12 protein-coding genes and 1 tRNA gene are annotated in these 13,238 nt (G+C 64.6%); 8 read left to right on the top strand and 5 right to left on the bottom strand.

What is annotated here, in order from left to right; genetic code table 11:
- Positions 1 to 2: 2 nt before the first annotated feature.
- Both Q0627_RS02120 and orn read right to left on the bottom strand, forming a co-directional pair.
- Positions 3 to 75: transfer RNA gene (locus tag Q0627_RS02120), tRNA-His, on the bottom strand.
- A gap of 104 nt (positions 76 to 179) precedes the next feature.
- Positions 180 to 776 (bottom strand): oligoribonuclease, encoded by a 597-nt coding sequence (gene orn, locus Q0627_RS02115; RefSeq protein ID WP_291020475.1) that lies wholly within the window; start codon positions 774 to 776, stop codon positions 180 to 182.
- A 272-nt stretch (positions 777 to 1,048) separates the two neighbouring features.
- Here orn and Q0627_RS02110 point away from each other — a divergent pair, with 272 nt between their 5' ends.
- Positions 1,049 to 2,593 carry a helicase HerA-like domain-containing protein gene (locus Q0627_RS02110; protein WP_291020607.1) on the top strand — a complete coding sequence of 515 codons (1,545 nt, stop codon included), beginning with the start codon at positions 1,049 to 1,051 and terminating at the stop codon, positions 2,591 to 2,593.
- Between the two features lie 109 nt (positions 2,594 to 2,702).
- Positions 2,703 to 3,506, top strand: a complete 804-nt coding sequence (cmrA, locus tag Q0627_RS02105) for a mycolate reductase (protein ID WP_291020477.1) — start codon at positions 2,703 to 2,705, stop codon at positions 3,504 to 3,506.
- A 3-nt stretch (positions 3,507 to 3,509) separates the two neighbouring features.
- Here cmrA and Q0627_RS02100 read toward each other — a convergent pair whose 3' ends face one another.
- Both Q0627_RS02100 and Q0627_RS02095 read right to left on the bottom strand, forming a co-directional pair.
- Positions 3,510 to 5,570, bottom strand: coding sequence for an NADPH-dependent 2,4-dienoyl-CoA reductase (locus tag Q0627_RS02100; protein WP_291020479.1), 2,061 nt, complete (start codon positions 5,568 to 5,570; stop codon positions 3,510 to 3,512).
- A 49-nt stretch (positions 5,571 to 5,619) separates the two neighbouring features.
- Positions 5,620 to 6,168, bottom strand: coding sequence for a PadR family transcriptional regulator (locus Q0627_RS02095; protein ID WP_291020481.1), 549 nt, complete (start codon positions 6,166 to 6,168; stop codon positions 5,620 to 5,622).
- Between the two features lie 150 nt (positions 6,169 to 6,318).
- On the opposite strand from Q0627_RS02095, the gene Q0627_RS02090 reads away from it, so the two are divergent.
- The 6 genes from Q0627_RS02090 to Q0627_RS02065 all read left to right on the top strand — a co-directional run bounded on the left by Q0627_RS02090 (position 6,319) and on the right by Q0627_RS02065 (position 12,753).
- A complete protein-coding gene (locus Q0627_RS02090) occupies positions 6,319 to 6,690 on the top strand; it encodes a helix-turn-helix domain-containing protein (protein ID WP_291020483.1) in 372 nt (123 codons plus the stop codon).
- Between the two features lie 42 nt (positions 6,691 to 6,732).
- Positions 6,733 to 7,050, top strand: a complete 318-nt coding sequence (locus Q0627_RS02085) for a hypothetical protein (protein WP_291020485.1) — start codon at positions 6,733 to 6,735, stop codon at positions 7,048 to 7,050.
- A gap of 99 nt (positions 7,051 to 7,149) precedes the next feature.
- Positions 7,150 to 8,682, top strand: coding sequence for an AMP-binding protein (locus Q0627_RS02080; protein ID WP_291020487.1), 1,533 nt, complete (start codon positions 7,150 to 7,152; stop codon positions 8,680 to 8,682).
- 46 nt (positions 8,683 to 8,728) lie between these two features.
- Entirely contained in the window at positions 8,729 to 10,135 is a 1,407-nt protein-coding gene (locus tag Q0627_RS02075) for a wax ester/triacylglycerol synthase family O-acyltransferase (RefSeq protein ID WP_291020489.1), read from the top strand.
- A 139-nt stretch (positions 10,136 to 10,274) separates the two neighbouring features.
- Positions 10,275 to 11,255, top strand: a complete 981-nt coding sequence (locus tag Q0627_RS02070; RefSeq protein WP_291020493.1) for a phosphotriesterase — start codon at positions 10,275 to 10,277, stop codon at positions 11,253 to 11,255.
- 91 nt (positions 11,256 to 11,346) lie between these two features.
- The gene (locus Q0627_RS02065) at positions 11,347 to 12,753 is read left to right on the top strand and encodes a wax ester/triacylglycerol synthase family O-acyltransferase (RefSeq protein ID WP_291020495.1); all 1,407 of its coding nucleotides are present in this window, start codon (positions 11,347 to 11,349) and stop codon (positions 12,751 to 12,753) included.
- Positions 12,754 to 12,831: 78 nt separating this feature from the next.
- Here Q0627_RS02065 and Q0627_RS02060 read toward each other — a convergent pair.
- On the bottom strand, positions 12,832 to 13,238 hold a 407-nt coding region (locus Q0627_RS02060), incomplete at its 5' end, for a hypothetical protein (protein WP_298807469.1).

Below are 13,238 nucleotides of genomic sequence, written 5' to 3'. Positions count from 1 at the left end.
GGGGTGAGTGACGGGACTCGAACCCGCGACAGCCAGGATCACAACCTGGTGCTCTACCAACTGAACTACACTCACCATCGGCGTCGGAAACCAGGGCGTTGAGCACCGGGTTCCAGAGCCAGGAACATACTCTAGCGGGTGACCGGGCAGAAATGCCAATCGGTTATCGGGTGTCGTGTTTACGCAGGTCCGAGCGTTTTGACGATCGCGGCGAGCTCGTCGGTGTCGGGGCCGGGCTGCGGGACGAAGGCGGCGGCGCGGTAGTAGCGCAGCTCGTGGATCGACTCACGGATGTCGGCGAGGGCGCGGTGTGCGAGACCTTTCTCCGGCTGGCCGAAGTAGATCCGCGGATACCAGCGGCGGCACAGTTCTTTGATGGAGCTGACGTCGACCATCCGGTAATGCAGGTGGGTGTCGAGTTCGGGCATGTCGCGGGCGATGAAGCCGCGGTCGGTGGCGATCGAATTGCCGGCCAGGGGTACCGCGCCGGTGGTGGTGTATTTGCGTAGGTAGGCGAGGACCTGTTCCTGGGCCTGCTCGATCGTCACCGTCGACGCGCGCACCTCCTCGGTCAGCCCCGAGGCGGCGTGCATCTTGGTGACCACGTCCGGCATGGCGGCCAGATCCTCGTCGGAGGCGTGGATGACGACGTCGACGCCGTCGCCGAGAATGTTGAGGTCGCCGTCGGTGACCAGGGCCGCGATCTCGATCAACTTGTCCGATTCGAGGCGCAGCCCGGTCATCTCACAGTCGATCCATACGAGTTTGTCCTGCACACGTCGACCTTAGGGCATATCCGGCCGTGAGGGCCCGGGCGCTGCTGAACGCCGACCAACACGTGTGGTGTCCGCTCCGCGACGATTGGTGTGGTTCGGCATACCATCGTGAGGTCTGTGAACACCGCATCCGCCGATGAGAGGACCCACCGGTGACCGATCCGAACGAGGCCACACCTGTACCGGCAGGTGACGCGCCAAGCGCCGATCCCGGCGTCACGCCCGCTACGGCGGCCCAGGAGAGTCCTGCCCAGGCGAGTCCGGCCCAGAAGATCGCCGAGGGGTACGCGTTCAAAGGTGCGGCGCTCGAATTGGGCACGGTGATGGTCGACGGGCAGGTGGACTCGACCGCCAGGGTGCGGATCCCGTTGGCGATGATGAACCGGCACGGCATCATCGCCGGCGCCACCGGCACCGGCAAGACCAAGACCTTGCAGGCGATCGCCGAGCAACTCAGCTCCAACGGTGTGCCGGTGGTGATGGCCGACATCAAGGGCGACCTGTCGGGGCTGTCACGTCCGGGCGTGTCCAACGACCGGATCGTCGCGCGCGCACAGCAGACCGGCGACGACTGGGCCCCACAACAGAACCCGGTCGAGTTCGTCTCGCTGGGCGGGGAGGGGATCGGCGTCCCCATCCGGGCCACCATCACCTCGTTCGGCCCGATCCTGCTCAGCAAGGTGCTCAGCCTCAATGCCACCCAGGAATCGACGCTGGGCCTGATCTTCCACTGGGCCGACCAGAGGGGTCTGCCCCTGCTCGATCTCAAGGACCTGCGGGCGGTCATCGCCTACCTCACCAGCGACGAGGGTAAACCGGAACTCAAGGCGATCGGCGGGGTGTCGACGCAGACGGCCGGCGTGATCCTGCGGGCGCTGACCAACCTCGAACACGACGGCGGCGACACCTTCTTCGGTGAACCGGAGATCGAACCGGCCGACCTCATCCGGCTCAGCGCCGACGGCCGCGGCATCGTGACCCTCTTCGAACTCGGCGATCAGGCCGCTGGGCCCGCGCTGTTCTCGACATTCCTGATGTGGATTCTGGCCGACCTGTTCGAGTTCCTGCCCGAGGTCGGTGACATCGACAAACCCAAACTCGTGTTCATCTTCGACGAGTCGCACCTGCTGTTCAGTGGGGCGTCGAAGGCGTTCGTCGAGCAGGTGGTGCAGACGGTCAAACTGATCCGATCCAAGGGCGTCGGCGTGTTCTTCTGCTCCCAGCTGCCCACCGACATCCCGGACTCGGTGCGCTCACAGCTGGGCGCACGAATTCAGCACGCGTTGCGCGCATTCACCCCCGACGACCAGAAGGCACTCAAGACCACGGTCAAGACGTACCCGGTGTCGGACGTGTACAAGATCGACGAGGCCCTCACCTCCCTCGGTACCGGCGAGGCGATCGTGACGGTGTTGTCGGAGAAGGGTGCGCCGACCCCGGTGGCGTGGACCGTGATTCGCGCGCCGCGTTCATTGATGGATACGGTGGGCGAGGCGGGTATCAAGGCCGCAGCCACCGCGAGTCCGCTGTACGCCAAGTACGGTCAGGCGATCGACCGGGACTCGGCGTATGAGCGGCTCGCGGCCAAGGCGGTACCTCCGGAGGAACCCATGAGGAAGGCTCCCGCGCTGGTTCCCGCACCAGCCCCGGCGCCCGCGAAGAGAACGTCTCGCAAGAAGGAACCCGAGGAGAAGAGCGTCGTCACCGAGGTGTTGACGAGCAAACCGATGCAGAGCTTCCTGCGTTCGGCGGCATCGGCCGCGGGACGCGAGTTCAGCCGGGCCATCTTCGGGACCGGACGCAAGCGCCGACGGTAGCGACCGGGGCGAGCGGAGCGACGGGGGATGTCGGGGCGAGCGGAGCGACGGGGGATGTCGGGGCGAGCGGAGCGACGGGGGATATTACGGCTGCGTTTACGATGACGGCATGGCCATACCCGCACCGTCATCGTCCGCCCGCGCCGTCGTCACCGGCGCATCGTCCGGGATCGGCAGAGAGCTCGCACGGGCGCTGGCCGCGCGCGGGCATTCGCTGATCGTCGTCGCCCGGCGCGGTGAACTGCTCGAAGAGCTTGCTGCCGAACTGCGTTCGGATACGGTGGCCGTGGAGATCAGGGCCGTCGACCTGTCGGTGTCCGAGGCGGTGGAAGTCCTCGCGGCCGAACTCGCCGGTCGCGAGATCTCAATTCTGTGCAACAACGCGGGTATCGCAACGTTCGGGCCGGTCAGCGAACTCGACGCCGAGTACGAACGCGCACAGGTCCGGCTGAATGCGACCGCTGTGCACGACCTGACGCTGGCGGTGCTGCCGCAGATGGTGGAACGCGGTTCCGGCGGCATTCTGATGGTCGGGTCGGCGGCCGGCAACATGGCGATCCCCAATAACGCCACCTACGCCGCCACCAAGGCTTTCGTCAACACCTTCAGCGAATCCCTGCGCGGGGAGGTGGCCCGGCAGGGTGTGCACGTGACGTTACTGGCCCCGGGGCCGGTGCGTACCCACACACCGGCACCCGAGGACCAATCGATCGTCGACAAGATGGTCCCGGATTTCCTGTGGCACAACTCGGCGGCAGTTGCCGAGATGAGCCTGGATGCGCTGGACCGCAACAAGATGCGCGTGGTCCCCGGGATCCTGTCGAAGGGCATGTCGGTGGCCGGCGGCTATAGTCCCCGGGCGATCATCGCCCCCATCGTCGGCAGCTTCTACCGAAAACTCGGCGACGGATAGGCGTCAGCCGATGCCGGCGGCCACCTCGGTGCCCTGGCGGATGGCGCGTTTGGCGTCGAGTTCGGCGGCCACGTCGGCGCCGCCGATGATGTGGGTGCGCACACCGGCGACGGTCAGCGGATCCACCAGATCGCGTACCGATTCCTGGCCGGCGCAGATCACGATGTTGTCGACCTCCAACAGCCTTGTCTCGGTGACGTTTCCGTCGTCGTCACGGAAGCTCAGGTGCAGGCCGGCGTCGTCGATACGGTCGTAGGTGGCGCCCGAGATCTGTTCCACGCCTTTCATCTTGACGCTGGCCCGGTGCACCCAGCCCGACGTCTTGCCCAGGCCTTTACCTTGTCCGCCCGACTTGCGTTGCACGAGAAAGACTTCGCGGGTGGCGGGCAGCGGTCGGGGTTTGGTGACGAAACCGGGGCGCGACAGATCCTCGCTGACGCCCCATTCTTGTTCCCATTCCTTGAGGTTCAGGGTGGGGGATTCGTCGACGGTGAGGAATTCGGTGACGTCGAAACCGATTCCGCCCGCGCCGATCACTGCCACCCGCTTACCGATCTCACGGTGGCCGAGTACGGCGTCGGCGTACGACATGACCATCGGATGGTCGATGCCGGGAATGTCGGGGCGCCGCGGAGTCACTCCGGTGGCGATGACGACGTGATCGAAACGCTGCTCGATGATCTCGTCGGCGGTCACCCGCTTGCCGAGATGGACGGTCACACCCAGCACCTCGAGTTGCCGCGTGTAATAGCGGAGAGTCTCGCTGAATTCTTCTTTACCGGGAATCCTTGCGGCGATGGAGAACTGGCCGCCGATGGCCGATCCGGCCTCGAACAGGTCGACGCGGTGACCGCGCTGCGCGGCCGACACGGCGGCGGACAATCCGGCCGGTCCGGCACCGATCACCGCGATCCGCTTGGCGCGCCGGGTGGGGCCGAGCGTCAGCGTGGTTTCGCGGCCGGCTCGCGGATTGAGCAGGCAGGACACCTTCTTTCCGACGAACGCGTGATCGAGGCAGGCCTGATTGCAGGCGATGCACGTATTGATCTCGTCCGCGTGACCGGCTTTGGCCTTATTGGGTAGATCGGGATCGGCGAGCATGGGCCGGGCCATCGATACCGCGTCGACGCGACCGCGTTCGAGAATCTCCTCGGCCACCTCGGGAGTATTGATGCGGTTGCTGGCGATCAGTGGAATACTCACCTCGTCTCGGAGCCGTTCGGTGAATTTGACGAACGCGGCGCGGGGCACCGAGGTGACGATGGTGGGCACCTGCGCCTCGTGCCAGCCGATGTCGGTGTTGATCGCGTCGACGCCGTATTCCTCTGCTTTGCGGGCCATTTGGGCGATCTCGTCCCAGGTCTGGCCTTTGCGGACGAAGTCGGCGATGGACTGGCGCAGAATCACCGGGAAATCGCGGGGCACCTGGCGGCGGATTTCTTTGATGATCTCGACGAGGAATCGTTGCCGGTTCTCGGTGGAGCCGCCCCATTTGTCGGTGCGGTCGTTGGTGTGCGGGCACAGGAATTGATTGATGAGATAGCCCTCACCGCCCATGATCTCGACGGCGTCGTAGCCGGCGCGTCGGGCATTCTTGGCAGCCTGTCCGAAGGACCGGATGACGTGCCGGATGATCGGCTCGGTCATCCGGATGTGCTTGAACGGGTGAATGGGGGAGGGATCCGTGCCGGGAGCCACCTTGAACGGGGTGTATCCGTAGCGGCCGGCGTGGATCAGCTGCATTGCGATGCGGCCGTCGGCCTTGTGTACCGCGCGGGTGATCCGGCGATGCCGCTCGACGTCGATCCGGTTGGTGATCTTGCCCGCGAACGGCAGCAGCAGGCCGGTGCGTGAGACGCCGAATCCGCCGGTGACGATGAGCCCGACGCCTCCTCGTGCGCGTTCGGCGTAGTAGGCGCCGAGTTTGTCGGTGTCCCAGAGCCGATCTTCGAGACCGGTGTGCATCGAGCCCATGACGATCCGGTTGGGCAGGGTCAGGCCGCCGATGGCCAACGGTTCGAACAGTTTCGGGTAGTGCGGGTTGGGAGTCGTGGGGGCTGTCATGGCTCCGCCTTTCTGGGTTTACCTGTGATGGATGGCTGTCGTCGGGGGATCAGCCGTGGGAGAGTTCGCGTTCGAGGGCGGCGATGACCTCGTCGCACCACTCGACCTGACCCTGTTCGTTGCGGATTCCACCGCGCAGCACCAGATATTGGTGGAGCTTGCGGCCGGTCAGGTCGTCGGGTGCGGGGTAGTAGTCGGTTTCGAATCCGGTGAAGAGTGTGAGCAGCGCGAGGTGCTCGTCGCGGTGCTTCTTCATCTCGCCGATGATGGCGGCAAGGTCCCCGAATTCGGCGGCGCGGAGCTTGACACCGAGGTCACTGCGCAGGGGCGCGACGGGGGTGGGGCTGACTGCCCACTCAGCCAGCGCGCGGCGGCCCCGGTCCGAGAGCGTGTACACCTTCTTGTCGGGCCGGCCGTCCTGGGGCACCGCCTCGTAGGCGACCAGGCCGTCAGCGTGCAGCTTCTTGAGCGTGCGATAGATCTGCTGGTGGGTGGCCGACCAGAAATGGCCGATCGATCGCTCGAACTGACGGCCGATCTCGTAGCCGGTGCCGGGTCTTTCGGCCAGCGACACCATGATTGCGTGTTCGAGCGCCATGGCCACAACCTACCTGTGCACCTACGCACTATGCAACTACGCACATAGATACTGGATCATGTTTGCGTATACTTGTGATGTAGGGCACACTGCTATTGAACTTGAACTCAACTACGACTCGCGGCGCCCAGGGCGTCGAGAGGAGGTGTGGTGACCAACCCATTCGACGGTCAGGCGCTTGCGGACCTCGGCCGGTTCATCCAGGCGCAGCGAGAAATTGCCCAGGTTTCGGTGCGGTCTCTCGCCCGCGCGGCCGACGTGTCGGACTCCTATGTCAGCCAGTTGGAGAAGGGCAAGGAAATGGCGGCCTCGCTGCCGTCCGCGCAGGTGCTCACCGATCTCGCCAAGGGTCTCAACCTCTCTCCCGACGTGTTGATCCGGATGGCTACCTGGCTGCCCAATGCTCTCGCCGGTGACGACAAGGACGCGGTGGTCAACGCCATCTCCAAGGACAAGCGGCTCAAGGAAAGTCAGCGCAAGGCGCTCATCCAGCTGTACAAATCGATGGTCGAGGAAGATTAGCGACCACGAACACGCAGGCGATCAGGGAAACGAGGCCGCGGGATGTCCGACTATTTCGAACTCACCAATCAGTTGACCAATCAGTGGATCACCGCGATGCGCCACATCAAGGAGGCGTTGCCGACCCTGGACAAGGAGATCAACCTCGTCCCGCCCGGCTTCAACCTCGCCGACCTCAACGGCCGGTTCCCGACTCTGCCGGGGCTGCCGACCCCTCAGGAGGTCGTCGAGGCGAATTTTCAGGTCGCCAAACGCCTGCTGGAGGCGCAGCGGGATTTCACACTCGCGATCATCGATCATGCGACGCACGCCGATTCGGCCGAAACTCCAGATATCACAGCGGATTCCGGTTCCGCCTGACCCCGAGGTCATCGACGACGGTGGGATCGATGACCGCACCTTCCGATCAGGGCACGCGGCATGCGCGGGCCATCCATCAACCGAGGAAGAAGTTCCGATATGCCAAGTCTGTCCGACGCAATCAACAAGCACGCGGCCGAACGGCCCGACAACATCGCGCTGCGTGGCAGTGGCACCGAATTCACCTACAAGCAGGCCGCCGACGCGATCCTGGCCTACGCGGGAATGCTGCGTGAAAAGGGCGTGGAGGCCGACGACCGCGTGCTCTATATTGCGCCGACAGTTCCCGAGTTCGCGATCGCCTACTTCGGTATCAACGCGTGCGGGGCGGTCGTCCTCCCCGCGAATCCGCTGTGCACACCCACCGAGCTCGCCTATTACATCGAGGACGCCGGGTGCAAGCTCGTCATCGCGTGGGACGGGATCTCCGAGGCTGCGCGCACGGCTGCCGAGACCGCGGGCATCGAGTTCGTGGCGCTCGAATCCGGTGCCGCCGCGACGTCGGGTACACCCATCGACGCACCCGTCGACCGGGAAATCGATGACATCGCCTGCATTCTTTACACCTCCGGCACCACAGGCAGGCCCAAGGGCGCAGAGCTGACCGTCGGCAACCTGAAGTCCGCGGCCGGAATCTCGGGCAGGCTCGGTGAATACACCGACGCCGACGCGGTGGGCACCGCGTTGCCCCTGTTCCACGTCTTCGGCCAGGCGTCGGTGATGCTCGCGGCGATGGAGGCGGGCGCGCCGCTGAGCCTGATGGCGCGATTCCATCCCAAGGACTTCATCGACATGATCGTCAATGACGGCCTGACCGCGGTCGGTGGTGTGCCGACGATGTGGAACGCGATGCTGCATGTTCCGGGCGACGTGGAGCCCGGTGCCTTCGACAAGCTCAGGCTCGCCGTCTCCGGTGGTGCGTCGCTGCCGCTCGAAGTGATGCAGGCGTTCAAGCGGCGCTTCGGCTGCGCCATCCTCGAAGGCTACGGCCTCACCGAAACCTGCGGCCTGGCAACGTTCTCGCGTCCGGGCATCGCCGCACCGCAGGGCACAGTCGGTTTGGCGGTGTACGACTCCGAGCTCGAGGTTCGGGACGGCGAAGGCAATTCGGTTCCGGTCGGCGAGCGTGGCGAGGTCTTCGTCAAGGGACCGTTCGTCATGCGCGGCTACTGGAAGCGTCCCGACGCCACTGCTGAGACGCTCATCGACGGCTGGCTCAAGACCGGCGACATCGGTGAGCTCGACACCGAGGGCAACCTCCGGATCGTCGACCGCGCCAAGGATCTGATCATCCGCGGTGGATACAACGTGTACCCCAGCGAGATCGAGGAGACGCTCTATGCGCATCCGGGGATCGTCGAGGCTGCGGTCGTCGGCGTCCCCGACGCGCACTACGGCGAGGAGGTCGTGGCCGTGGTCGCACCGAAGCCGGACTCGGAGCTGACAGCCGAGGAGGTCACCGCATGGTGCACCGAACGGCTTGCGGCATATAAGTATCCGCGCGCGGTGGTCTTCGTCGATGAACTCCCGAAGGGGCCGTCCGGCAAGATCCTCAAGCGCGCGATCGACCGGGATCCGCTGATCGCGGCGGTCGACGAGTACCGGGCCGCCAAGGCTGCCGCCCGCGGCTGAAGTTCGGCGCTTGCTCTCTGTATATCTCTGACAGACAAGGATTTTCATGAAGCAACTGACCGGAATGGATGCCGCATTCCTGAATATCGAGACCGGGCCCGTCTACGGCCACACCAGCAGCGTCGCGATCTATGACTCGGAGAACGCCGCCGAGCGGCTCACCGCGGCCCGGCTGCGCGAACGGATGATGTCACGAATCCACCTGATTCCGGTGTTCCGGCGCAAGCTGGTGTCGGTGCCCCTGGATCTGGACCAGCCCTACTGGTGCGACGATCCCGACTTCGACATCAATGCCCACATCTACGATGTCGGCATCGCCGCACCCGGCAGCCGGGATCAGCTCAAGGAGCTGGCCTCACGGATCGTGGCCAAGCCGCTCGACCGCAGCCGGCCACTCTGGGAGATCGCGGTCGTCAACGGACTAGAGGACGGCCAGACAGCGGTGATCAGCACGGTGCATCACTCGCTGATCGACGGCGGGTCCAGCAACGACATCAATTCCGTTCTGCTCGACCGTGATCCGGATGCCGATCAGACCAATCCGCCGCCGCAGCCGTACAACCCCGAGCCGACGCCCGATCCGCTGAGCATGCTGACCTCGGCGATGACCGCCAACGCGTTGCGGCCGCTCAAAGCGGCGAAACTGCAGTGGGATGTGTTCACCGAGCTGGTGCAGAAGTCGCCGAATATCGCCAAGCTGGCGCCGTCGATGACCTCTTCCGCAGTCACCGGCACGGCCCACAACACGGTGTTCAATGCCAAGCCCACCAACCGCCGGATCTGGGAGCCGTTCCGTGTTTCGCTCGCCGAGGTGCGGCAGATCCGGAAGAGCACCGGCGCCACGGTCAACGACGTGGTGATGGCGATTTGTGCCGGTGGTTTGCGTAATTGGCTGTCCGCCAACGATTGTCTGCCGGACAAGCCGCTGACGGCCAGCATTCCGGTGTCGATCCGGGATGACTCCACCAAGGGTGCGCTCGGCAATCAGGTGTCGATGATCATCACCGAATTGCCCACCGATGTCGATGATCCGCTCGAACGGCTCAAGGCGGTCAACGAGGCGATGAAGTCGGCGAAGGAGATGCACGACGCACTCCCGATGGCGCAGATGATCGAGTTCGGTGATTTCGCCACCCCCGGTATGACCAGCATGGTGGCCCGCGCGTCGCAGCGGATCAGCATGGCCGGACAGGTGATGCCGAGCGTCACGATCTCGAATGTGCCTGGTCCGCAGTGGGCGATGTACCTGTGCGGCGCCAAGCTGCTGGAGAATTATCCGGTGTCGATGATCGTCGACGGGCAGGTCCTCAACATCACCCTGCTGAGCTACAACGGCAGCCTCGACTTCGGTATTGTGTCCTGCCCCAACGTGGTTCCCGATCTCAAGGGTGTCGCCGACGCGATCGTCGCCGATCACCAGGCGCTGCTGGCGGAGGCCACCAAGAAGAAGTAGCACAACCCCAGGTACGCGGTCGGCTTCACCCGGCCCGGCACACGGTATCGCCGCGCCGGGTAGGTCGGCCGTGTTCCGATCCGGGCGGTCGGCGTCGGATGCTCGTTGACTTCCCGTCTTCACTGAAAGGTCAACAACGATGAGTGAGATTCAGACTGTCCGCGGGCAGGTCGATTCCGCGGACCTCGGAGTCACCCTGATGCACGAACACGTGTTTGTGCTGACGGCCGACGTCCAGACGAACTATCCGGGCGAATGGGGCTCCGAAGAGGATCGGATCACCGACGCCGTCACAAAACTCCAGAAGGCCTACGACGCGGGGGTGCGGACCATCGTCGACCCGACGGTCGTGGGACTGGGGCGCTACATCCCGCGGATCCAGACGATCGCCGAACAGGTTCCGCTGAACATCGTGGTGGCCACGGGTGTGTACACGTACACCGAGGTGCCGTTCTTCTTCGACATCCGCGGCCCGGCGCTGAACGAGCTCGTGGGCGCGGAGGTGCCCGATCCGATGGTCGAGATGTTCATCGGTGACATCCGCGACGGCATCGCCGGCACCGGTGTCAAGGCGGGCATGCTCAAGTGCGCGATCGAGCATCAGGGTCTGACCCCTGGCGTCGAGCGGGTGATGCGTGCGGTCGCCAAGACCCACGTGGAAACCGGTGTTCCGATCACCGTGCACACCCACCCCGACACCAAGGCCGGACTGCACGTCAAGCAGGTGATGGTCGAGGAGGAGGGCGTCGACCCCGGACGAATCGTGTTGGGACACAGCGGCGACACCACCGACTGCGACCACCTCACCGAGCTCGCCGAGGCCGGTTTCATCCTCGGCTTCGACCGGTTCGGTATCAACACCGCCACCACCTTCGAGGCGCGCGCCGACACGCTCATCGAGATGGTGCGCCGCGGATACGCCGAACAGATCGTTGTCTCCCAGGACGCCTCCTGCTATATCGACTGGATTCAGCCAGAGGTGATGGCGTATCTGCCGCAGTGGCATTACACCCACCTCTTGGAGGACGTGTTCCCCTACGCCCTGGAACGTGGCGTCACGCAGGCGGACATCGACACCATGCTTGTCGACGTGCCGCGGCGGATTCTCTCAGGAGAGTAGTCGGCCGCCGGTGCCGGGCGGCCAAGCCACCGCCCGGTACCGGTCAGACTCGCGCTCCACCTCTGTATACCCCTAACAGACAGGGTTTCTCATGAAGCAACTATCGGGGCTCGACGCGTCCTTCCTGAATATAGAGACCGGGCCCGTATATGGACATGTCAGCAGTGTGGCGATCTACGACTCGGCCAACGCGGCCGAGCCGATCACGGCAGCGCGACTGCAGGAGCGGATGATGTCGCGCATCCATCTGCTGCCGGTGTTCCGACACAAACTCGTGACGGTGCCGCTGGATCTCGACCAGCCGTACTGGTGCGACGATCCGGACTTCGACATCAAGGCACACATCCACGATGTCGGCATCACAGCGCCCGGCACAATGGATCAACTCAAAGAGATCGTCTCGCGCATCGTGGCCAAACCACTCGACCGCTCGCGGCCGCTGTGGGAAATGGCCGTGATCAACGGGCTCGAGGGCGGCAAGACCGCAGTGGTCAGCACCGTGCACCATTCGCTGATCGATGGTGGCTCGGGCAACGACATCAACTCGATTCTCCTCGATCGGGATCCCGACGCCGACCAGAACAATCCGCCCCCGCAGCCGTGGACGCCCGAGCCCATACCGGATGCGTTGAGTCTGATGACCTCGGCAATGACGGCCAATGCGTTGCGACCGCTCAAGGCGGCCAAGTTGCAGTGGGACGTGTTCACCGAGTTGGTGCAGAAGTCGCCGAACATCGCCAAGCTGGCGCCGATGATGGCGTCGACCGCAGTCACCGGAACGGCTCACAACACAGTATTCAATGCCAAGCCCACCAATCGGCGGATCTGGGAACCGTTCCGCATTCCGCTCGCCGAGGTCCGCCAGATCAAGAAGGCGCTCGGTGCCACCGTCAACGACGTGGTGATGGCCGAGTGCGCCGGCGGACTGCGGACGTGGCTGAAAGCACACGACGCCCTGCCGGACAAGCCGCTGACGGCCAGCGTCCCGGTATCGATCCGCTCCGAATCGCAGAAGGGTGCGCTCGGCAACCAGGTGTCGATGATCTACACCGAACTGCCCACCGACGTGGACGATCCGCTCGAACGGCTCAAGGCCGTGAACGAGGCGATGAAGTCGGCGAAGGAGATGCACGACGCACTCCCGATGGCGCAGATGATCGAGTTCGGCGATTTCGCCACACCTGGTTTGACGAGCATGGTGGCCCGTGCTTCGCAGCGGTCCAACATGGCCGGCCAGGCCATGCCGAGCGTCACCATCTCCAACGTTCCGGGCGCACAGTGGCCGATGTATCTGTGCGGCGCGAAGATGCTGGAGTTCTACCCGGTGTCGATGATCGTTGACGGCCAGGTTCTCAACATCACGCTGCAGAGCTACAACGGCAGCCTCGACTTCGGGATCATATCGTGCCCGCACACCGTCCCGGATCTGAAGGGCATCGCCGACGCGATCCTCGCCGATCACCAGGCGCTGCTGGCCGAGGTCAAGAAGAAGCAGTAGACACTCGTTGTGACACAGCCACTTACCCGGCCCGGCAACACTGTTGCGGGGCCGGGTAAGTGGTGTCATGTTTGTCGATCAGGCCGTGAGCGTCAGGACGCCGAGGGTGATCAGCGCGGCCACCTTGACGATCTCGAAGCCGACATAGACAAGGTGGGCGTGGCTGCGCTGGGAGTGATCACCGCCCGCCAGCACCGCATCCGAACGTTTGGTCAGCGCCGGCCGGACTCCGACGATCTGGATGGCGAGGGCGACGACCGCGACGGCCAGTGCGATCCCGATGCCGGTGCCGGCGAACGAACCGACGAACACCGTCGCGATCAGCACCACAGCCCACACGGTTTCGACGCCGTTGAGCGCGCGAAACACCAAGCGCCCGATACCAAGCCCTAGGGGGATGGTGATTCCCGGCGCCCGGAACTTCAGCGGCGCCTCGATGAACGAGATCGCGCACACCATGCCCAGCCACACGAAGGTGACGGCCA

This window comes from uncultured Gordonia sp. (genome assembly GCF_937858515.1).
Taxonomy (GTDB): domain Bacteria; phylum Actinomycetota; class Actinomycetes; order Mycobacteriales; family Mycobacteriaceae; genus Gordonia.
The sequence above is the reverse complement of the archived record's forward strand: the minus strand, read 5'-3'. Positions and strand labels throughout refer to the sequence as shown.